The sequence below is a fragment of the Propionivibrio sp. genome, assembly GCF_017995515.1.
Taxonomy (GTDB): Bacteria; Pseudomonadota; Gammaproteobacteria; order Burkholderiales; family Rhodocyclaceae; genus Propionivibrio.
In genome coordinates this window covers 1-20,306 of record NZ_JAGOIT010000012.1, presented here as the reverse complement: position 1 = coordinate 20,306, position 20,306 = coordinate 1, and the positions used below count along the sequence as shown (strand labels likewise).

Below are 20,306 nucleotides of genomic sequence, written 5' to 3'. Positions count from 1 at the left end.
CGCATGATGACTGATTCAACCGATCACTCCGCCAACGGCGGCGTCGGGAACGATACCGCGTCGTCGCCGATGATGTCCGGGCCGAGCGTCGGCCAGCAACTCAGGGCGGGGCGGGAACGCGCCGGACTGTCGGTCGATGACGCCGCACGAGCCCTCAAGCTGAGCAACCGTCAGGTCGAATCGCTCGAGCAGGATGACTGGACGAGTCTGCCTGGCAAGACGATGATTCGCGGCTTCGTGCGCAACTACGCGCGTCTTGTCGGTCTCGACGGGCAACTGCTGATGTCCGCGCTCGAAGGTATGGCCATGCCCAAGTCACCCGAGCTGCGCGGTGCAGAAGGTACGCCAGTGAGTATGCCGAAGGAAGGAAAGTCGGATCGCAGGGATGTGTTGCGTGTCCTTGCCGGACTGCTCGTTCTGGTTTTGGCCTTGGTGGCCTATTTCTTCCTTCCACCCGACATCTGGCAATCGACGGTGCAGGCGATCAAGGATGCTTCACAGTCGAATGAGGCCATTGTTGAAACCGTTGCGGATACGCCACCGGTACTGCCCGAGACGCCTGCTCCAGTCGAGCAGTTTGCGTCGGTTGCGCCAGAGCAGCCCGTGGTTGTCCCGGAAGCTGCGAGCGAGCCGGCACCAGTCGTTCAACCGCCTGAGGGGCTGGCCGTAGAAGCTCAGCCACCGGCTCCGAACGTCCTGAAGTTTAGTTTTGCGCAACCGTCCTGGGTGGAAGTGCGTGACAAGAACGGCCAGGTCATTTTCTCGCAGAAGAATCCAGCGGGAAGCCAGCGCGACGTCCAGGGTCTGCCGCCGTTTTCGGTGGTGATCGGCAACGCGGCGCACGTTACCTTGCACTACAAGGGGAATGCCGTCGACCTGTCCAAACGCAGCAAGGATGATGTCGCGCGATTGACGATTGAATGAAGATGAATGATTCGGCAGTGAACTCAGCCTTCGGTGGCCCGGCGTCACGGCGAAAGACTCGCAGCGTCACCGTTGGCCAGGTGCTGCGGCTCGGGGGCGACGCACCGGTCGTCATCCAGTCGATGACCAACACAGATACGGTCGATGTGGTCAAGACCGCGATCCAGTGCGCCGAGCTTGCTCGGGCGGGCTCGGAACTCGTGCGCATTACGGTGAATACGCCGGAGGCCGCCGCCGCCGTGCCGAAAATTCGCGCGCACCTCGACGCCATGGGCGTCGGCGTTCCGCTGATCGGCGATTTTCATTACAACGGCCATCGCTTGTTGTCGGACTACCCCCAGTGCGCGCAGGTGCTCGACAAGTACCGTATCAACCCCGGCAATGTCGGGCATGGCAAGAAGCGTGACGAGCAGTTCGCGCAGATGATCGAGATCGCGGCGCGCTACGGCAAACCAGTGCGCATCGGCGTCAACTGGGGAAGCCTCGATCAGGACCTGCTGGCGCGGATCATGGATGAGAATGCACGACGCCTGCAACCGCTGGATGCCGTCGGTGTGATGCGCGAGGCCATGGTTGCCTCGGCGCTCGAGTCGGCGGCCAAGGCCGAGGATTTGGGGTTGTCGGGTGATCGCATCATCCTTTCCTGCAAAGTCTCGGGTGTGCAGGACCTGATCGCGATCTATCGAGAACTGTCGCGACGCTCGGACTACCCGCTGCACCTCGGCTTGACTGAGGCCGGCATGGGCTCGAAAGGCATCGTCGCCTCCACGGCAGCGATGGCGGTGCTCTTGCAAGAGGGAATTGGCGATACCATCCGCGTCTCGCTGACGCCTGAACCCGGCGGAAAACGTACGCAGGAAGTTGTTGTCGCGCAGGAGATGCTGCAGACGATGGGGCTGCGTGCATTCACCCCGATGGTGACTGCTTGCCCGGGATGTGGCCGGACGACGAGCAGTTTTTTCCAGGAGTTGGCGCATTCCATCCAGGAACATGTCCGGGACAACATGCCGAAGTGGCGCGGCGAGTACGACGGCGTGGAAAACATGACGCTGGCCGTCATGGGCTGCGTCGTCAATGGTCCCGGTGAGAGCAAACACGCCAACATCGGGATCAGCCTGCCAGGGACCGGCGAGGCACCGGCGGCGCCGGTATTTGAAGACGGTGTCAAGACGGTCACCTTGCGCGGCGAGCGCATTGCCGAAGAATTTACTGCCATCGTGGATCGCTACGTGGCGCGTACCTACCAAAGAAAGATCGTTTCACAATCATGAGCCAATACATCCAGTCCGTGCGCGGGATGAACGACATCCTGCCGGGCGAATCGGAGTTGTGGGAGTTATTCGAGGAAACCGTTCGTTCGTGGCTAAAAAGCTACGGCTACAAGCCGGTCCGCCTGCCGATCGTCGAGCCGACGCCCCTGTTCAAGCGGGCAATCGGCGAGGTGACCGACATCGTCGAAAAGGAGATGTACTCCTTCACCGACAGCCTGAACGGTGAGTTGCTGACCTTGCGTCCGGAAGGAACAGCCGGCTGCGTGCGCGCCCTGATCCAGCACAAGCTGGCTGCGCAGCATCCGCAGCGCCTTTACTACATGGGGCAGATGTTCCGGCACGAACGGCCACAGAAGGGTCGTTATCGCCAGTTCAACCAGGTCGGTGTCGAGGCGTTCGGTTTTGCCGGACCAGACATTGATGCCGAACTCATCCTCATGGGCGCCAGGCTTTGGGATGACCTCGGGCTGGACGACGTCAAGCTGCAATTGAATTCTCTCGGTCAACTCGACGAGCGTGCGAAGCACCGCGCCGAACTCATCACCTATTTCGAGAAATACAGCGACCTGCTCGACGAAGATGCGCGGCGGCGCCTTCACTCCAATCCGTTGCGCATTCTCGACAGCAAGAATCCGACGATGCAGGAAATGATCGCCGGCGCCCCGAAGCTGATGGATCATCTGGGCGCCGAGTCGATGGCGCATTTTGATGGCGTGCAGCAGGTGCTGCGCGATGCTGGTCTGCCGTTCGAGATCAACCCGCGTCTCGTGCGTGGCCTCGACTACTACAACCTGACCGTTTTCGAATGGGTGACGGATCGTCTTGGTGCGCAGGGTACAGTGTGTGCGGGTGGTCGCTATGATGGCCTCGTCGAGCAACTCGGCGGGAAGGCGACGCCGGCTTGCGGCTTCGCGATGGGGGTTGAGCGGCTGGTGACCTTGATTCGCGAATCGGGCGGCGAGCCGGAGATTCCCGGACCCGACGTCTATGTGGTGCATCAAGGCGACGCTGCTTCGCGCATGGCGCCGCGTGTTGCTGAAGGTTTGCGCGATCAGGGGATCGACGTCCTCTTCCATTGCGGTGGTGGCGGCTTCAAGTCACAGATGAAGAAGGCAGATGCTTCCGGTGCGACCTTTGCGATCATCATCGGTGACGATGAGGCGAACGCGGGGGAGGTGACGTTGAAGCCGTTGCGCTCCAACGGCGAGGCACAAAACGAACAAAAACGCATCAGTGTCGATCAGCTCGCTGATGAAATCATGAACTCATTTCTGGACTGGGAAGAAGAATAATGGCGGCCTACGACCTCGAAGAGCAGGAGCAACTGGCCGAAATCAAGGCTTGGTGGAAGCAATACGGTAACCTGCTGACCAATGTCTTGTTGGCGGCGGTGCTGGCAGTCGCGGCCTGGCAGGGCTGGAACTGGTATCAGCGCAACCAGGCCGGACAGTCCGCCGCGGTCTATAGCGTTCTGCAAAAGGCAGTGCGGGAAAAGGACTTGCAGAAGGTCAAGGCGGCAAGCGGCGAGTTGCTCGAGAAGTTCGGCAGTACAAGCTACGCCTCCCTGGGGGCTTTGTCCGCTGCCAAGGTATTGATCGAAGCGGACGATGCGAAGACTGCCAAGCTCCAGTTGTCCTGGGTCGCCGAAAACGGCAAGGACGAGTTGCGCGATCTCGCGCGTCTTCGCCTCGCCGCATTGCTGCTTGATGAGAAGGCGTTTGATCAGGCCTTGAAGCAACTCGAAGGAAGCGTCAGTCCGAGCTTCGAACTTCGCTTCATTGAACTGAAGGGCGATATCCTTAGCGCGCAGGACAAGAAGTCTGAAGCTGCCGGGGCTTACCAGTCGGCTCTCGGCAAGCTCAAGGATTCTGTCAAGACCGTCGGCAGCGAATCCGCGTCACCGGGCTGGCAAGGGCAGTCGTCGGTGATCTATCAGCAGCTTCTGCAGCAAAAGCTTGATGCTTTGGGCGGAGAGCAATAATGCGGAAGCTCCTTTCCGTCGCCTTGCTGTCGTCGGCCCTGGCGTATTCGCTGACCGGCTGCTCGACACTTGAGGGCCTGAATCCGTTCGCCGACAGTGGGCCAAAGATGGCTGAATTGCAGCCGATCGAAACGAAACTCGCCGCGCGCGTCGTCTGGCAGCAGTCGGTGGGTGAGAGTGGTGTGTACTCGTTTACGCCTGCAGTTCTTGGTTCGACCACTTACGCGGCGAGCGGCGAGGGTGACCTCGTACGTATCGATGGCGGAAGGCAAGCCTGGAAAGTCGACGTTGGCCAGCCCTTGTCCGGAGGCGTAGGTGCGGATGAGACAATGGTCGTCGTTGGGTCGCCGAAGGGGGAACTTCTCGCCTTCTCGAGTACCGATGGCACCCCGCTCTGGAAGGTGAAGACGTCGAGCGAAATTCTCTCGCCCCCGGAAATCGGCAGCGGTATGGTCATCGTGCGTACCGGCGACAATCAATTGGCTGCGTACGACGCAAAAGATGGCAAGCGAAAGTGGTTCTTCCAGCGTCCAACGCCTGCGCTTTCCCTGCGCGTCTCCGCGCGCTCAGTCATTGATGGAAAGTACGTTTTTGCGGGCTTCCCCGGTGGCAAGCTGATTGCCGTCTCAACGTCCAACGGAGCCGCAGTATGGGATGGGACGGTTGCCGTGCCGAAGGGAGCGACTGAGCTTGATCGCGTTGCCGATATCACCAGCGCGCCGGTCATCTCCGGGCGTTCGGTTTGTGCGGTCGCGTTCCAGGGACGCGTTGCCTGTTTCGACCTCGGTAGCGGCAATCTCGTGTGGGCGCGCGACATGTCAAGTGCGGCTGGACTCGATATCGACTCCCGTTTCCTGTACGTGTCGGACGACAAGGGTGCCGTTCATGCGCTCGACATGGCGAGCGGTGCCAGTATCTGGAAACAGGACAAGCTCTCGCTGCGCCGGCTGACGGCCCCGGTTGCACGGCGCGGTTATGTCGCGGTTGCCGATGCCGAAGGAATCGTGCATTTCCTGAGCCGTGAGGACGGATCGTTCATTGCCCGACTTGAAACGGACGGAAGTGCAGTTGTTGCGCCGCCGCAAAAGCTCGGAAATGGCGTGCTGGTCCAAACTAGCGAAGGCGGACTTTACGCCATCGAGGCCGAATGAAACCGACCATCGTCATTGTAGGCCGGCCGAACGTCGGCAAATCGACGCTCTTCAATCGCTTGACCAAGACGCGTGATGCCTTGGTCGCCGATATTCCAGGTCTGACGCGTGATCGCCACTACGGCCACGGAAAGGTGGGTAGCAAGCCGTACCTGGTCGTCGATACCGGCGGCTTCGAACCGCTGGCCAAGGACGGAATCATGCAGGAGATGGCGCGCCAGGCGGAACAGGCGATCGCCGAGGCCGATGCGATCATCTTTGTGGTTGATGGCAGAACCGGTATTACTGCGCTCGACAAGGAGATTGCCAACAAACTGCGCAAAGCGGAGCGGCCGGTCTTTGTCGCCGTAAACAAAGCGGAAGGCATGAGTCATGGCGTGGTCGTCGCCGACTTCCACGAGTTGGGGCTGGGCGATCCCGTCGCGATTTCAGCAACTCACGGCGAAGGCGTGCGGAGCCTGGTTGAAGACGTGCTTGAGCCATATCCGGAGCCGACCGAAGACGAAAGCGAGGGCGATGTTCTTCGCGTCGCAATCGTCGGGCGTCCGAACGTCGGCAAGAGCACGATGATCAATGCGCTGCTCGGCGAAGAGCGGGTGATCGCGTTTGACCAGCCCGGCACGACGCGCGACGCGATTTATGTCGATTTCGAACGTGGCGGGAAAAAGTACACCCTGATCGACACGGCCGGTTTGCGGCGCAAGGGCAAGGTCTTCGAGACGATCGAGAAGTTCTCGGTCGTCAAGACACTGCAATCGATCGAGGATGCCCACGTCGTCGTCCTTGTACTTGATGCAAAACAGGATATTTCCGATCAGGACGCGCATATCGCCGGCTTCATCGTTGAATCCGGGCGCGCGCTGGTTGTTGCCGTCAACAAGTGGGACGGCCTTGATTCCTATGTTCGTGACCAGATCAAGGGCGAGCTCGAAAGCAAACTGAAATTCCTCGATTTTGCCAACTTCCACTACGTCTCGGCGCTCAAAGGTCAGGGGCTGGCGCATGTTTTCCGCTCGGTCGATGCGGCGTACAAGGCTGCCACGATCGATCTTTCGACGCCGCAACTGACGAGAACGCTGATCGATGCTGTCGCCAAGCAGGCGCCGCCGCGCAGCGGAATCTTCCGTCCGAAGATGCGCTACGCTCACCAGGGCGGGCGTAATCCGCCGATCGTCGTGATTCACGGGAACGCGTTGGAAAAGGTGCCCGATTCGTATCGGCGCTATCTGGAGCATACGTTCCGCGAGGTTTTCAAGCTTCAGGGAACGCCGCTTCGCATCCAGTTCAACGTCTCCGAAAACCCGTTTGCTGATCGCAAGCCGCCGGAAAAGAACCGACGCAAGCCAAAGCCGGCAGAAAGTGAGAAACCAAAAGCTAAGAGTGGAGTCAGAAGCGCAGGTTCTGTGAAAGAAAGAACCAAGCGATCGGCCCCGCGCGCCAAGTCTGGGGCAAAGTGACGATGCCGGCTTTTATGGCAAATGCACAGAAAATCAATTAAGCTAGCCAAACCAGATCAACAACGAAGCATGGAGTTCTAACCATGAGCAATAAAGGGCAACTTTTACAAGACCCGTTCCTTAATGTGCTGCGTCGCGAGCATGTTCCCGTTTCGATCTACCTTGTCAATGGCATCAAATTGCAGGGTCAAGTCGAGTCTTTCGATCAGTATGTGGTGTTGCTCAAGAATACCGTCACGCAGATGGTCTACAAGCACGCAATCTCAACCGTCGTACCGTCGCGTCCCGTCAGTATCCAGCAGGATGGCGGCGACGAAGCCTGAGCGGCTGGTCACCAATTCCATTCAACGTTTTCTGAGCTTGTTCGGCTGGCGAACTGGCGTCGAAAGTGATTTAGTTGCAGATTTCCGAAGTGCGTTTCCATGATTGAGCGTCCCGCGGCAGGTGAGCGGGCGGTCATCGTTCAACTGGATTTCGGCGTCGATGACCTTGCGGAACAGGTAGAAGAAGTAACGTTGCTCGCCGAATCGGCGGGCGCGTCGGTCTTCACTGTGGTTCATGGCCGGCGACAGAGTCCTGATCCCGCGACCTACGCAGGCAAAGGCAAAGTCGAGGAAATTGCAGCGCAGGTTGCGGCGCATGATGCCGACCTCGTCATCTTCAATCACGAACTGTCACCCGCTCAGGAGCGAAACCTCGAGCGTGCTCTTCAATGTCGGGTCATCGATAGAACAAGTCTGATTCTCGACATTTTTGCCCAGCGCGCGCAAACCTCCGACGGGAAACTGCAGGTCGAGCTCGCGCAGCTTGATCATCTCGCGACGCGCCTGGTTCGAGGATGGACGCACCTGGAGCGGCAAAAGGGTGGTATCGGTCTGCGCGGACCAGGCGAAACGCAGCTCGAGACCGACAGACGTCTGCTTGGCAAGCGGGTCAAGTTGTTGAAGGAGCGCCTGCACAAGCTCGAACGCCAGCGTGGCGTACAACGCAAGGCGCGAACCCGTGGTGACGTACTGAACGTGTCCTTGGTTGGATATACGAACGCCGGTAAGTCGACCTTGTTCAATGCACTGACTCATGCGGGAGCGTACGCCGCCGATCAGTTATTCGCGACACTCGATACCACCTCGCGCAAGCTCTGGCTTGACGGTGTCGGGAACGTGATCGTCTCCGATACAGTCGGATTCATCCGTGACTTGCCCCACGCGCTGATCGCCGCGTTTCACGCGACGCTGGATGCTACATCGCAGGCCGATCTTCTCGTGCATGTCGTCGACTCCGCGAGCCCGGCGCGTGAGGAGCAGGTTGTCGAGGTCAACAAGGTGCTTGAGGAGATAGGTGCCAGTCAGGTGCCCCAGCTCATGGTCCTCAACAAGCTGGATCTGACCGGGTTGCCGCCGACGGTCGAGAGAAATGAATATGATAGAATCGTCCGCGTTCGGGTCAGTGCAAAGTGCGGTGATGGCCTGCCGCTATTGCGGGCTGTACTGGCTGAGATAGCGCTTGAGAAATTCCGTAATTCAGGCGATCGGATGCTGGAAGAGAATCCATCAGTTTGCGCCGATTAAGTCTCGGATTCATTCCCATGATTTCTTGCTTTGGAGTACTTATGTCGCTTAACGATCCTCAATGGGGTAACCGCGGCAATGATAATGGCGGTGGTCGGCGCCCAAATCAGGGGCCTCCCGACTTGGAGGAGATGTGGCGTGATCTGAACCGCCGTCTGTCCTCCATGTTCAACAAGCGGCCCGCCGGACAAGGCGGTGGCAATGGCGGTGATCGGCCGCCAGTTGACTTGAGCCCGAAAATCCTGGGTGGCGGAATCGGACTGATTCTCGCAGTGATCGTCCTGGTCTGGCTGGCGAGCGGTTTCTACATCGTCGATGCCTCACAGCGCGGCCTGGTGCTGCAATTCGGAGAGTACAAAGAGAGCACCGAGTCCGGTCTGCGCTGGCGCTTGCCCTATCCGATCGAGTCGCACGAAATCGTCAATATTTCAGGGGTGCGTACGATCGAAGTCGGGTATCGCGGCAGCGAGAAGAACAAGGTCCTCAAAGAGGCGCTGATGCTGACAGATGACGAGAACATCATCAACATCCAGTTTGCCGTGCAGTACATCCTGAAGGATCCGGTTGACTACATTTTCAACAATAGAACGCCTGATGAAGCGGTAATGCAGGCGGCGGAGACGGCGATTCGCGAAATCGTCGGCAAGAACAAGATGGACTTCGTCCTATACGAAGGGCGCGAACAGATTGCCGTTCAGGCGTCGGCGCTGATGCAGGAGATTCTCGACCGCTACCAGACCGGCATTCTGATCTCCAAGGTGACAATGCAGAATGCGCAGCCCCCCGAGCAGGTTCAGGCCGCGTTTGACGATGCCGTGAAGGCCGGCCAGGATCGCGAGCGGCAAAAGAACGAAGGTCAGGCTTACGCCAACGACGTAATCCCGAAGGCCCGAGGCACCGCGGCGAGGCTGTTGCAGGAGGCCGAGGGGTACAGGCAACGCCTGATTGCCACGGCGGAAGGTGATGCCAGCCGTTTCAAGCAGATTCATGCCGAGTACGCGAAGGCGCCGGAGGTGACTCGGAGTCGCATGTATCTTGAAACCTTGCAGCAAGTTTACTCGAACACCAGCAAGGTGATGGTAGACGCCAAGGGGCAGGGCAACCTGTTGTACTTGCCGCTGGACAAGCTGATGCAGGCGGCAGGTTCAGCCGTGCCGATGGGGCTTGGAAGCAGTGCTGACGCGCCTGGTCAGGGGCGCCAGTCGTCCTCGGCGATTTCCTATGAAACGCCTCCCCAGGTTGTTGACAGAACGGAGACGCGCGGGCGTGAAGCGCTGCGCAGTCGTGAGCGGGAGGTCAGGTAATGAAGCTGGGTGTGAATTTTGTTGCGGCGATTGTTATCGCTTTGTTGGCGGTTCTGGGGAGCTCGATATTCACGGTCGATCAACGGCAGCACGCGATCGTCTTCCAGTTGGGTGAGGTGCGTGATGTCATCAGCAAGCCTGGCTTGTACTTCAAATGGCCGATGATTCAGAACGTACGCTATTTCGACAAGCGCATCCTGACGCTCGATACGTCTGAGCCAGAGCGCTATATCACCTCCGAGAAAAAGAACGTCCTCGTCGATTCATTCGTCAAATGGCGGATTGTCGACCCGCGCCTTTACTACGTATCGGTCGCCGGCGATGAGGAACGGGCGAAGACGCGTTTGTTCCAGACCGTGAATGCCGGCTTGCGTGAGGAGTTCGGCAAGCGCACGGTGCACGACGTTGTCTCCGGTGAGCGCAACAAGATCATGGAAGAAATGCGGGAGAAAGCTGACCTTGATGCGAGAAAGATCGGCGTTCAGATCATCGATGTTCGAGTGAAGCGCGTTGATTTGCCAACCGAAGTCAGTGAATCGGTCTATCGCCGCATGGAGGCCGAGCGCAAGCGGGTGGCCAATGAACTGCGTTCCGAAGGCGCCGCTGAGGCGGAGAAGATCCGTGCCGGTGCAGACAAGCAACGCGAGGTGATCATCGCCGAAGCGTATCGGGACGCTCAGCGAACAAAAGGCGAGGGCGATGCCAAGGCAGCGGCCACCTACGCGCAGGCGTTCAATCAGAATCCGGAGTTCTTTGCTTTCTATCGTTCGCTTGAGGCTTATCGAAACAGCTTCCAGAGCAAGAACGATATTCTTGTTCTCGAACCCAATTCGGATTTCTTCAAGTACATGAATAGCGTTGGCGGCGTGGGCGACAGAACTGGCAGATGATTTCCAGTTTGCTGATTGGCTTTGCGCTGATGCTGGTGCTCGAAGGTGTGTTGCCGTTTCTCGCTCCTGCGACCTGGCGTGAGACGTTTCGGCGATTGATCCAGCTTGGCGATGGGCAGATTCGATTTGTTGGCCTGACGTCGATGCTGGCTGGGATTATCTTGTTAATGGTTTTCAGATGAACTGGCTTCTGCCCGAATATATAGCGGATGCATTGCCTCAGGAGGCAATGCAAATTGAACGACTCCGTCGAAAGGTGCTCGACCTTTTTCGCGTGCATGGCTACGAATTGGTCATGCCACCGTTGCTCGAATATCTCGAATCGCTGCTGACCGGTTCCGGTTCGGACCTCAAACTGCGCACCTTCAAACTGGTTGACCAGTTGTCAGGGCGAACGCTCGGCGTGCGGGCAGACATGACTCCCCAGGTCGCGCGGATAGACGCCCATCTGCTCAACCGGCAAGGCGTGACGCGCCTCTGCTACTGCGACAGTGTGCTGCATACCTTGCCCGCGTCTCAAGCGGCAAGCCGCGAGCCGATTCAACTCGGCGCAGAACTTTATGGTTACACGGGAATTGAGGCCGACCTTGAGGCGATCCGCTTGCTCGCAGATGCGTTGGCGACCGCCGGAACGCCTGCTTCTCGCATCGACATTGGGCACGTCGGCGTATTTCGCGCGCTCGTCCAGGTCGCCGAACTTGAGCCCGAACTCGAAGCGAGGATTCTTCAGCTGTTGCAAGTGAAGGACGTTCCCGGGTTGCGCGAGTGTTGTGTCGATATTGCCGAGCCGTATCGCTCTGCATTCTTGCGCTTGCCCGAGTTGTTTGGCGGAACGGATTTCCTGGATAAGGCAGCGTGCCAATTGCCAAGCATTCCGGCAATCGCTGCTGCACTGAAGTCGCTGCAAGCCTTGCGAAAAGCGATGCCGGAACTTCCTCTGTCTTTCGACCTGGCGGATTTGCGCGGCTATCACTACCACAACGGGGTCGTGTTCGCGGCTTACTACCCGGGTTTCCCCGGCGCGATTGCGCGCGGTGGCCGGTACGACGGCGTCGGCAAGGACTTCGGGCGCGCTCGTCCGGCAACCGGTTTTTCGATGGATTCGCGCGAGATCGCTCGTCTGGCGAACGTTACCGAGCCGGGTCGCGCGATTCTGTCACCGTACTCAGCGACGAACCCTGCGTTGGCCGCGGTCGTCAAGGAATTGCGCCAGCAGGGGGAAGTGGTCGTCGAATTGTTGCCCGACGAAACGTTGAACGAAGGGCCAGTGTGCGACCGGCGCCTAGTGAACTGCGATGGGCAGTGGGTTATTAAGGCAATTAACTAAGGTTGAAAGAACATGGCTAAGAATGTCGTCGTAGTTGGAACACAGTGGGGCGATGAGGGCAAGGGCAAGATCGTCGATTGGCTGACTGATCATGCCCAAGGTGTCGTTCGCTTTCAGGGCGGTCACAATGCCGGCCATACGCTCGTAGTCGGCGAGAAAGTCTACAAGCTCAACCTGGTTCCCTCAGGAATTGTGCGCGCCGGCGTCAATTGCTACATCGGCAACGGCGTCGTGCTCGATATTCACCATCTTCTTTCCGAAATCAAGGAACTGGAAAGCGGCGGGATCGAAGTTCGCTCGCGTCTCAAGATCAGCCCGGGCTGCCCGCTGATTCTCGGCTACCACACCGCGCTTGACCGCGCGCGCGAAGCCGCGAAGAGTGCCGACACGCGGATTGGCACCACAGGCAAGGGCATCGGACCGACCTACGAAGACAAGGTGGCGCGCCGCGCACTGCGTGTCTATGACCTGTTCTACCCGGAGCGCTTTGCCGAAAAGCTCAAGGAGAACCTCGACTACCACAACTTCGTGCTGACGAAGTACCTGGGTGCCGAGGCCGTCGACTATCAAATTGTGCTGAAACAGGCACTGGCCGACGCCGAGCAGATCAAGCCGATGGTTGTAGACGTCTCTGGTGCATTGAACGCAGCGAACAAGGCGGGGCAAAACCTGCTGTTTGAAGGGGCGCAGGGCGCATTGCTCGATATCGACCACGGCACGTATCCGTTCGTGACTTCCTCGAACTGCGTGGCCGGCCAGGCTTCCGCCGGAACCGGCGTCGGCCCCGGAATGCTGCACTACGTGCTCGGAATCACCAAAGCGTACTGCACGCGCGTCGGAAGCGGCCCGTTCCCGAGCGAACTCGATATCGAAACCGAGGGTGCGCCGGGGTACCAGATGTCAAACAAGGGGCGGGAATTTGGAACGGTGACGGGGCGCAAACGGCGCTGCGGCTGGTTCGACGTGCCTGCACTGAAGCGCTCGATCCAGATCAACGGCGTGACGGGCTTGTGCATCACCAAGCTTGACGTTCTCGACGGCTTGAAGGAACTGAGGATCTGCACTGGCTACAAGTTCAATGGCGAAGTGATCGATCTGTTGCCAATGGGATCGGACGAAGTCGCTGGCTGCGAGCCGATTCTTGAAACGATGGCTGGGTGGGAAAGTTCCACGATTGGTGCGACGTCGCTGGATCAACTTCCCGAGGCGGCGCGGGCATATCTGGCGCGGATCGAGGCGTTGTGTGAAGTGCCGATCGATATTGTCTCGACCGGACCGGAGCGGGACGAGACGATTCTCCGTAAGCACCCGTTTAACGGATAAGTCGAAATTCCGGCCACTGAACTTCACGCATCGTGTCGTGTGCTTTCCAACGAAAATAATCCTAAAAACCGTAGTTGCCTGATCTGGAAAGCTGGATCAGAAAGCAGCATCAGGAAAAACTGGTAGCATGAAAACCACCCTTTGGCAGATGAAAGCCGAGGGAACCTCAGTCAGAGACCGAGCGTCGTCGCACTGATCGATTCGCCGCCTTCGCGTTCGATGTCATGGAATCGTTGAATGTAGGGAATGCAGGCTTCCCTGTCGTCGAAAATGGCGCGCGAGCGGGCGCTGTCCCGGTGGAATCGGATCAGCGCGTGCGTTTCGTTGACGATGAACTGGGCGTCATTCAGCGAATGCAAATGTTGCGGACACTGAACGACCGTCATCTGCTCGGGATAAGTCGCGAGCATCTGGAAGAGACGAGGGCTGTGGCTGCGCAGCGGCGCGGCGTTTTTCACCACGATACGGATGCGATTGCGCGTACCGGCGACGAGAAAACGGCGCAGGATCTCGACGTTTTCGGGGCGTTCCAGACCGAGTCTGACAAGGTCTTCGTCAAAAACCAGGAGAGATGTGGTCAGGGATCGGAGAATCGTCGCCAGCGCCGCGTCGTGTTCAGACCAGTGCGTCGTCAGTTCCGTACTCATGCCTGTATCCTCTGCAATGACGCGTCATGGTAGCCGCGGCTGCGCGTCCCGATCAAGAATCCGGGCAACAAAAAACCCGCCGTAGCGGGTTTTCGGTGCGCGGTCGATCAGCGATCGCCGTAGGTGCGGCGGTTGCCGCCAGCCGAAGTGAAGCGATCTTCTCGGGGGCCGCGTTGCGGGGCCTTGGCAAAGCCATCGCGTTTTGGCGCCGAGCCGGATGCATCCTGCTTGCCGAAACGACCTTCGCCGCGCGCGGCCGGCTTGCCGGCTCCGGCGTGGCCGCCGTGCCCGCGGTTGTCGCTCGATTTCCAGGCCGGACGCTTGCCCGGCTTGTTGCCGGGGCGCGGCGATGCGGAGGGCGGACGGCGGGTCGGTTCGTGGCCTTCGACGACTTCGACCGGGATGGCTTGCTGGGTGAAGCGCTCGATCTTGCGCACGTTGAAGTGCTCGGCGTGATTGACGAGCGAGATGGCCAATCCGTTGCGTCCGGCGCGCCCGGTGCGGCCGATGCGGTGAACGTAGTCCTCGGCGAATTTCGGCAGGTCGTAGTTGAAGACGTGGGTGATCGTCGGTACGTCGATGCCGCGTGCGGCGACGTCGGTGGCGACAAGGATACGCACCTGTCCGCGCCGCATCGCGTTGAGCGTGCGGTTGCGCGCGCCCTGGTGCATGTCGCCGTGCAAGGCGGCGGCGTTGAAGCCGGCGATGTTCAGGCGGTCGGAAATCGTGTCGGCGTCGCGCTTGGTCGCGGTAAAAACGACGGCTTGATCAATGCTGACGTCGCGCAGCAGGTGGTCGAGCAGGCGGTTCTTGTGCGAGAGGTCGTCGACGAAGTGCAGGCGTTGCTCGATGTTCTCGTGTTTCGCGTGCGAGGCAGCGACCGAAATGACCAGGGGGTCGCGCGTGATACGGCGCGCCATTTCACCGACGACGCCGTCGAGCGTCGCAGAGAAGAGCATGGTCTGGCGCGAAGCCGGCGTGGCGGCGATGATCTTCTCGATATCGTCGATGAAGCCCATGTCGAGCATGCGGTCGGCTTCGTCGAGGACGAGCATCTGCAGGTTCGAGAAGTCGATCTTGCCCGATTCCATGTGGTCGATCAGGCGGCCGGGGGTGGCGACGAGGATTTCCGGGTTGCGGCCCAGCAGTTCCATCTGCTTCGGATACGGCATGCCGCCGAGGATGGCCACGGCCTTCAGGTGGCGGATCTGGCCGGCGTACTTGTCGGTCGCCGCGGTGACTTGCAGGGCGAGTTCGCGCGTCGGTGCGAGTACCAGCATCTTCGGTTGTGCCGGCTGGAAGCGCGGGCGCTCGCGGCCACGTGCACGCGCCGATTGGCGCTCCTGATTCGGTGTGCGGCGGGAGGCCGATGGTGACGGAACGAACGGGGGGCGTTCCTGAGGTGCCAGGCGATGCAGCGCCGGCAGCATGAAAGCGGCGGTCTTGCCGGAACCGGTCTGCGACGAAACCAGCAGGTCGCGTCCTTCGATGGCGGCGGGAATCGCCTGCGCCTGGACGGGGGTCGGCTCGGTGTAGCCGGCTTGGGTAAGGGCTTTAAGCAGGGCTTCGTGAAGCCCGATTTCTGCAAAAGTCATCAATCTCTTTCGTGTAGAACAGCGCAGCGCAACTGGCGTGAGCCGATGCGCGGACGCAAAAATGCGACGCCAACCAACGAAAGTGCGGAGAGACTCTGCCTGGGCGAGAGAATTCGATACATTCGGCACAACAAGCTTTGTGCCAGGGCGGTGTTTAGGGATCTACACCAGGAGGCAGGGGGGCTTGGGAGATGCGGAGCGGTTCGCGAAGCGAAAAATCATTGCAATTCAGTGTGATAGATCACGCCGAAAAGCATGAGGCGCGGATTCTACTGGCCAGCTCGACGCGTGTCGAGCGTTTTCTTGTAGTTTTTTGTGACGGCCGCTCGCCCCGTGCGAAAACGCTTACGCGCCAAGCGATGGCGAAAAGACCTCGGTGACGAGGACGCGCTGCCTGCCGAACGAAAAGCTCGAACGCCGAGCCCATAGAATGGCCGGCGCGGCGGGCGAGCTCAGATTCATGGCGGCGACGGCGCGAGCAAATAGCGCGTCGCGCGGATCGAGACGCCTGCTGACCAGCGGTCCGCGCGTGAAACCGGCGTGCGAAAAGAGCAGCGCGCCGAGCGAGCGGTTGCCGAGGCGCGCGAGCCACCGCGTCAGCGGTCCACGCGGCCGATACGGAAGGACCGTGTGTGCGAAGACGACCGGTTCGCCGTCGCAGTAGAGCGCGACTTCGCGTATCCAGGCGATTTGCCGGCGGCGAAGCCCGAGCGCGACGGCCTCGTTGAGCGTCGGCATGCCCAATCCCTGCTTGAGGACGCGCAGGTTGAACGCGCCACGTGCCTGCAGGCGCGAGGTCAGCGAGTTGCGGTCACGCAGCCAGTCGACGAAGGGCAAGGAGGCGGCGTTGCGCACTGGTTTCTTGCGCCAGGCGAGTCTTTGCTTCAGCGTCATCGGACGTTATTGCGGTCGCGGCGACTTCTCGACGCCGCCGATGCGCTGGCCGGGTTTGATGCCCTTGCCGGCGAACCAGCCCTTGTTCATCTCAAGCGCAAAACGCGCCGGCGCGGCGGCGCAGTGGTTGTCCTCGGTCTGCGGTTCCATGTCCTCGATGTCCAGGATCAGGCCGTTCGCATCGAGAAAGGCGACCGAAAGTGGCAGGAAGGTGTTGCGCATCCACATGCAGTGACGCTCTTCCTGCGTGAAGACGAAGAGCATGCCTTCGTTCGCCTGCATGGCGCGCCGGTGCATCAGGCCCTGCATGCGGTTCTTCTGATTGGAGGCGACTTCGGCGTTGATGCGGTAGAAGCCGGCCGTAAGATCCATGCGCGGCATCGGCGTTTGCGCGCGTGCGCCTGTGACGAGCAATGCACTGAGGCAGAGAGACTTGATGAGAGTACGCATCTCGGACTCCGGTATGAGGGGCTACTTCTTGCCGCGAACAGGTTTCTTGGTTTTTGTCGTGGCGACTTTCCTGGTCGACGACGATTTGCCGACCTTGGCGGTAGCCTTGGTGTTCTTCCTGGCGGACGCGTTCGACGGCTTTGCTGCGGGCTTGGGCGCTTTGGCGGAGGCTTTGGGGCGCGGAAGGTCGGCGACGATCTCGACGGTGCCGTCCGCGTCTTCCGCGGCTTTCGGGATGGCGTGGACCTGGCCGAAGGCGAGGGCGAGCGCAGCGGTGAAGGTCAGGCGCAGCACGCGGGGAAATCTTGGATGCATGGATCGGAAGCGCTGTGGTTTTGGCCCGAAGCGGAGCAATGGCGCCGCTCGGGCGGGTTTGTTCGAGCGCGTGATTCTATTCCAAGGCGGCGGTCAGCGGCGGATTACTTGCAGCCGCGTCGCCGCCGCCGACCGTTGGCGGATCAGTTGCTCCAGCCGGCTTCGGCCATCTTCGCCTCGATCCAGCGGCGGGCGTTGATGATTTCCTGGACCGGCTCGTCGGCCTTTTCCGTCCACATCTCGATCAGGAAGGTGCCGCGGTAGTTCAGTTCTTTCAGCTTGCGGAAGACGTTGAGGAAGTCGACGCAGCCTTCGCCGAACGGCACGTCGCGGAACTGGCCGGCGCACGTTTCGGTGACCTTGTACGTGTCCTTGAGGTGCACAGCGGCGATCTTGTCGATGCCCTTGACGAGTTCGCCGTCGACGTCGTCGTTCCACGCCGAGAGGTTGCCGACGTCGGGATAGACGGTGAACCACGGCGAGCGGATGCGTGCGTCCCATTCCAGCCAGCGCGTGATCGAGCTCATGAACTTGGTGTCCATGATCTCGACGCCGATCATCACCTGCGCCGCCGCGGCGCGTTCGACGGCCCATTGCAGACCTTCCTCGAAGCGCGCGATGGAGCCTTCGTCCTGCTCCTCGTAATAGACGTCGTAGCCGGCGAGCTGGATGGTGCGGATGCCGAGGTCCTGCGCCAGGACGATCGCCTTCTCCATCAGTCCGCGCGCCTGCTGGCGGATCTGCGGATCACGGCTACCGAAGGGGTAGCGGCGGTGGCCGGAGAGGCACATCGTTGGAATGTGGATGCCGGTTTCGAGCATGGCCTGGTTGATCTTCAGACGTTCTTCCTTCGTCCAGTCGAGGCGGGCGAGGCGGGTGTCGGTCTCGTCGATCGAGATCTCGACGAAGTCGAAGCCGCAGGCCTTGGCCACGGCGAGGCGTTCCGGCCAGCTGAGGCCCGGCGGGAGGGCCTTCTCGTAGATGCCGAGGGGATTTCTTCTCATGATTGATTCTCTATATTTCTTTTCTATGCGGCCGGCGCTAGCGTGTTGAGCTTGGCGGCCAGTTCGCGGAAGTAGGCGTACTTCTCGCGATAGCGCGGGGCGGCGGAGAGGTCGGGGTCGAGGCGCGAGCCGCTCGGGCACATGGCGGCCATCGCTTCGAGGAAGGATCCGTAGACGCCGGAGCCGACGGCGGCGGCGATCGACGCGCCGAGACAGCCGGATTCCTTGACGTGCATGACTTCGACCGGCATCTCGCTGATATCGGCGACCATCTGCATCCAGACGTTCGAGCGCGCCGGTCCGCCGGTCAGGCGCAACAGGCGGTCGCGGCCCGAGAGGGCGAGGATGCGTTCGAGGTGCGAGTGCTGCGAGAAGCAGATGCCCTCGTAGACAGCTTGTACGAGGTGCGGCAGGCCGTGCGCGTTGGCCAGCCCGTAGAAGCCGCTCGAGAGGTTGTCGCCGAGGTTCGACGAGAAGAGGTAGGGCAGGAACTGGACGCCGGTCTCTCCCTTCTTCAGCGCGGCGACCATCTCGTCGCAACGCTGGTAGGGCTTCGCGACGTCGGCCATGAAATTGCGCACGAACCATTCGAGATTGGACGCCGAGGTCGGGCTGCCTTCGTGCACGAAATACTTGCCGGGGATGCAGTAGCGGCCCCAGGTGTAGGGGTGCTCGGCGGCGGGAATGCTGTCGCCGATCCAGGTCTCGATCGTCCACGTGCCCATCACGACGTTGATGAAGCGCTCGTCGGCGAGGCCGGCGCAGACTGCGGCCGAAACGACGTCGAAGAAGCCGCCAAAGACCGGCGTGCCCGCAACGAGCCCGGTTTCCTCGGCGGCCTTGGCCGAGACGCCGGATCGGCTTTCGGTCGAGCCGATCACCGGTGCGACGCATTCCTGCATCTCGTCGATGCCGAAGAGCTTGAACAGCTCCGGTTCGTAGGCGCCGGTATCGACGTTGTAGAGGTTGCTGCCCGAGATATTGGTGATCTCCGCACCGAATTCGCCGGTCAGCTTGTAGCGCACCCAGTCGTGCGCCATCAGCACGCGGTGGATGCGATTGTAAGAATCGGCTTCGTTGGCCTTGAGCCAGGCGAGGATGGACACCGGGTGGCCGGCCCAGACCTGCTGGAAGGCGTAGGGATAAGCGGCTTTGTCGACGTTGCGCGATTTCCATTCCTGGACGATCGGCAACGCGCGGTTATCGGAGGAAATGATGCCGTTGCGCACCGGCTCGCCGTTGATGTCGACGGCGTACAAGCCCTTGCCGTGCGCCGAGAAGCTGACGCCCTTGATTTCGCTCGGCGCGACGCCGCTGTCGGCGATGACCTTGCGGATCGTCGCGCACACCGTCTGCCACATCGAACGCATGTCGCGCTCGCTCCAGCCGACCGGGCCGGCAACCGGGATGTCGTTCAGGGATGCGACGGCTTTCTCGTTGCCGCGTTCGTCGTACAAACCGCTCTTGATGACGGTGCCGCCGATATCGACACCAATGAAGTGGGCCATGGCCGCCTCTCAGTTATTCAAATCCAGATTATTACAGATAAAAAAGTGGCCGAGCGGAGACAAAAGCCCGGCCACAAGGAGGATTGATTCATCGCTTTGGGGAAGCGCTTAGGCTGCGTTTTCCTGCAGCCCGTGCATCACGTTCTTGAGTGACGGGTAGAGATCGCAGTAGAGCTTGAACTGCCTCTCGTAGCGGGCATGGACTTCGGGACGCGGACGGGTGCGTTCGTCGAGCCTGATCCAGCCTTGCTCGACCGCGGCGCTATCGATCACGCCGGCGCCTGAGGCCGTGAGCAGCGAAGCGCCGAGTGCGGCTTCGACTTCTTCACGGATCGTGTAGACGGTGTAACCGGTCACGTCCGAGATGATCTGCATCCACAAGTCCGCGTGGGCCGTGCCGACGAGCAGGGCCTTGGTACTCTGTGTGCCGATATCGACACCAATGACGTAGTCCATCGTTCTCTTCATCCAGTGTGAGCGGTTCTCCGCAAACGCAGGGCGAACGAACCCCCTCGGGGCTTTCGCCCCGATGTGAGGATCTGTTACGCCCCCGTAGGGGAAGGAAGGGTTACTTCTCGTCCGGGACGAGCAGCACCTTGATCGACTCGACCGAATGCGCACATTCGAAGCCCGCCTTCCAGTCGGAGAGCTTGTAGCTGTGCGTCACGATGCCCTTGGACGTGGCCAGGCCGCGCTC

The 20,306-nt window shown here is 60.4% G+C and carries 21 protein-coding genes; 13 read left to right on the top strand and 8 right to left on the bottom strand.

Going from position 1 to position 20,306, the window contains the following annotated elements; translation table 11 throughout:
- Positions 1–6: 6 nt before the first annotated feature.
- The 13 genes from KBA32_RS03425 to KBA32_RS03365 all read left to right on the top strand — a co-directional run bounded on the left by KBA32_RS03425 (position 7) and on the right by KBA32_RS03365 (position 13,196).
- Positions 7–924, top strand: coding sequence for a RodZ domain-containing protein (locus KBA32_RS03425; protein ID WP_294355334.1), 918 nt, complete (start codon positions 7–9; stop codon positions 922–924).
- Positions 925–941: 17 nt separating this feature from the next.
- Positions 942–2,195 (top strand): flavodoxin-dependent (E)-4-hydroxy-3-methylbut-2-enyl-diphosphate synthase, encoded by a 1,254-nt coding sequence (ispG, locus tag KBA32_RS03420; RefSeq protein ID WP_294355331.1) that lies wholly within the window; start codon positions 942–944, stop codon positions 2,193–2,195.
- Positions 2,192–3,487, top strand: a complete 1,296-nt coding sequence (gene hisS / locus KBA32_RS03415; RefSeq protein WP_294355328.1) for a histidine--tRNA ligase — start codon at positions 2,192–2,194, stop codon at positions 3,485–3,487. The genes ispG and hisS overlap by 4 nt, the downstream gene beginning before the upstream one ends.
- Entirely contained in the window at positions 3,487–4,176 is a 690-nt protein-coding gene (locus KBA32_RS03410; protein WP_294355325.1) for a tetratricopeptide repeat protein, read from the top strand. The genes hisS and KBA32_RS03410 overlap by 1 nt, the downstream gene beginning before the upstream one ends.
- Positions 4,176–5,327: an outer membrane protein assembly factor BamB gene (bamB, locus tag KBA32_RS03405; protein WP_294355322.1), complete on the top strand. Its 1,152-nt coding sequence runs from the start codon at positions 4,176–4,178 to the stop codon at positions 5,325–5,327. The genes KBA32_RS03410 and bamB overlap by 1 nt, the downstream gene beginning before the upstream one ends.
- Positions 5,324–6,784 carry a ribosome biogenesis GTPase Der gene (gene der / locus KBA32_RS03400; RefSeq protein WP_294355319.1) on the top strand — a complete coding sequence of 487 codons (1,461 nt, stop codon included), beginning with the start codon at positions 5,324–5,326 and terminating at the stop codon, positions 6,782–6,784. Before bamB ends, der begins: the two co-directional genes overlap by 4 nt.
- Positions 6,785–6,867: 83 nt before the next feature.
- On the top strand, positions 6,868–7,107 hold the full coding sequence (hfq, locus tag KBA32_RS03395; RefSeq protein ID WP_294355316.1) for an RNA chaperone Hfq: 240 nt from the start codon (positions 6,868–6,870) through the stop codon (positions 7,105–7,107).
- Between the two features lie 99 nt (positions 7,108–7,206).
- Positions 7,207–8,352 (top strand): ribosome rescue GTPase HflX, encoded by a 1,146-nt coding sequence (gene hflX / locus KBA32_RS03390; protein ID WP_294355313.1) that lies wholly within the window; start codon positions 7,207–7,209, stop codon positions 8,350–8,352.
- A gap of 41 nt (positions 8,353–8,393) precedes the next feature.
- Complete coding sequence (gene hflK / locus KBA32_RS03385; RefSeq protein ID WP_294355307.1) at positions 8,394–9,656, top strand: FtsH protease activity modulator HflK; 1,263 nt, start codon at positions 8,394–8,396, stop codon at positions 9,654–9,656.
- Positions 9,656–10,546 carry a protease modulator HflC gene (gene hflC / locus KBA32_RS03380; protein ID WP_294355304.1) on the top strand — a complete coding sequence of 297 codons (891 nt, stop codon included), beginning with the start codon at positions 9,656–9,658 and terminating at the stop codon, positions 10,544–10,546. The genes hflK and hflC overlap by 1 nt, the downstream gene beginning before the upstream one ends.
- Positions 10,543–10,728, top strand: a complete 186-nt coding sequence (locus KBA32_RS03375; protein WP_294355301.1) for a DUF2065 domain-containing protein — start codon at positions 10,543–10,545, stop codon at positions 10,726–10,728. Before hflC ends, KBA32_RS03375 begins: the two co-directional genes overlap by 4 nt.
- Positions 10,725–11,873 (top strand): ATP phosphoribosyltransferase regulatory subunit, encoded by a 1,149-nt coding sequence (locus tag KBA32_RS03370; protein WP_294355298.1) that lies wholly within the window; start codon positions 10,725–10,727, stop codon positions 11,871–11,873. Before KBA32_RS03375 ends, KBA32_RS03370 begins: the two co-directional genes overlap by 4 nt.
- 12 nt (positions 11,874–11,885) lie before the next feature.
- Positions 11,886–13,196, top strand: a complete 1,311-nt coding sequence (locus tag KBA32_RS03365; RefSeq protein WP_294355293.1) for an adenylosuccinate synthase — start codon at positions 11,886–11,888, stop codon at positions 13,194–13,196.
- Between the two features lie 170 nt (positions 13,197–13,366).
- Here KBA32_RS03365 and KBA32_RS03360 read toward each other — a convergent pair whose 3' ends face one another.
- From KBA32_RS03360 to KBA32_RS03325, 8 genes are all read right to left on the bottom strand, one after another.
- Positions 13,367–13,843: a hypothetical protein gene (locus KBA32_RS03360; RefSeq protein WP_294355289.1), complete on the bottom strand. Its 477-nt coding sequence runs from the start codon at positions 13,841–13,843 to the stop codon at positions 13,367–13,369.
- Between the two features lie 107 nt (positions 13,844–13,950).
- The gene (locus tag KBA32_RS03355; protein ID WP_294355287.1) at positions 13,951–15,438 is read right to left on the bottom strand and encodes a DEAD/DEAH box helicase; all 1,488 of its coding nucleotides are present in this window, start codon (positions 15,436–15,438) and stop codon (positions 13,951–13,953) included.
- A gap of 345 nt (positions 15,439–15,783) precedes the next feature.
- Positions 15,784–16,332, bottom strand: a complete 549-nt coding sequence (locus KBA32_RS03350) for a chorismate lyase (RefSeq protein ID WP_294355285.1) — start codon at positions 16,330–16,332, stop codon at positions 15,784–15,786.
- Positions 16,333–16,338: 6 nt separating this feature from the next.
- On the bottom strand, positions 16,339–16,782 hold the full coding sequence (locus KBA32_RS03345; RefSeq protein ID WP_294355283.1) for a DUF192 domain-containing protein: 444 nt from the start codon (positions 16,780–16,782) through the stop codon (positions 16,339–16,341).
- A 21-nt stretch (positions 16,783–16,803) separates the two neighbouring features.
- Positions 16,804–17,076 (bottom strand): hypothetical protein, encoded by a 273-nt coding sequence (locus KBA32_RS03340; RefSeq protein WP_294355280.1) that lies wholly within the window; start codon positions 17,074–17,076, stop codon positions 16,804–16,806.
- Positions 17,077–17,240: 164 nt separating this feature from the next.
- Entirely contained in the window at positions 17,241–18,101 is an 861-nt protein-coding gene (locus tag KBA32_RS03335; protein WP_294355276.1) for an L-ribulose-5-phosphate 3-epimerase, read from the bottom strand.
- Between the two features lie 23 nt (positions 18,102–18,124).
- Complete coding sequence (locus KBA32_RS03330; protein ID WP_294355273.1) at positions 18,125–19,609, bottom strand: FGGY-family carbohydrate kinase; 1,485 nt, start codon at positions 19,607–19,609, stop codon at positions 18,125–18,127.
- Between the two features lie 108 nt (positions 19,610–19,717).
- Positions 19,718–20,065, bottom strand: coding sequence for an FGGY-family carbohydrate kinase (locus tag KBA32_RS03325; RefSeq protein WP_294355270.1), 348 nt, complete (start codon positions 20,063–20,065; stop codon positions 19,718–19,720).
- Positions 20,066–20,306 lie beyond the last annotated feature (241 nt).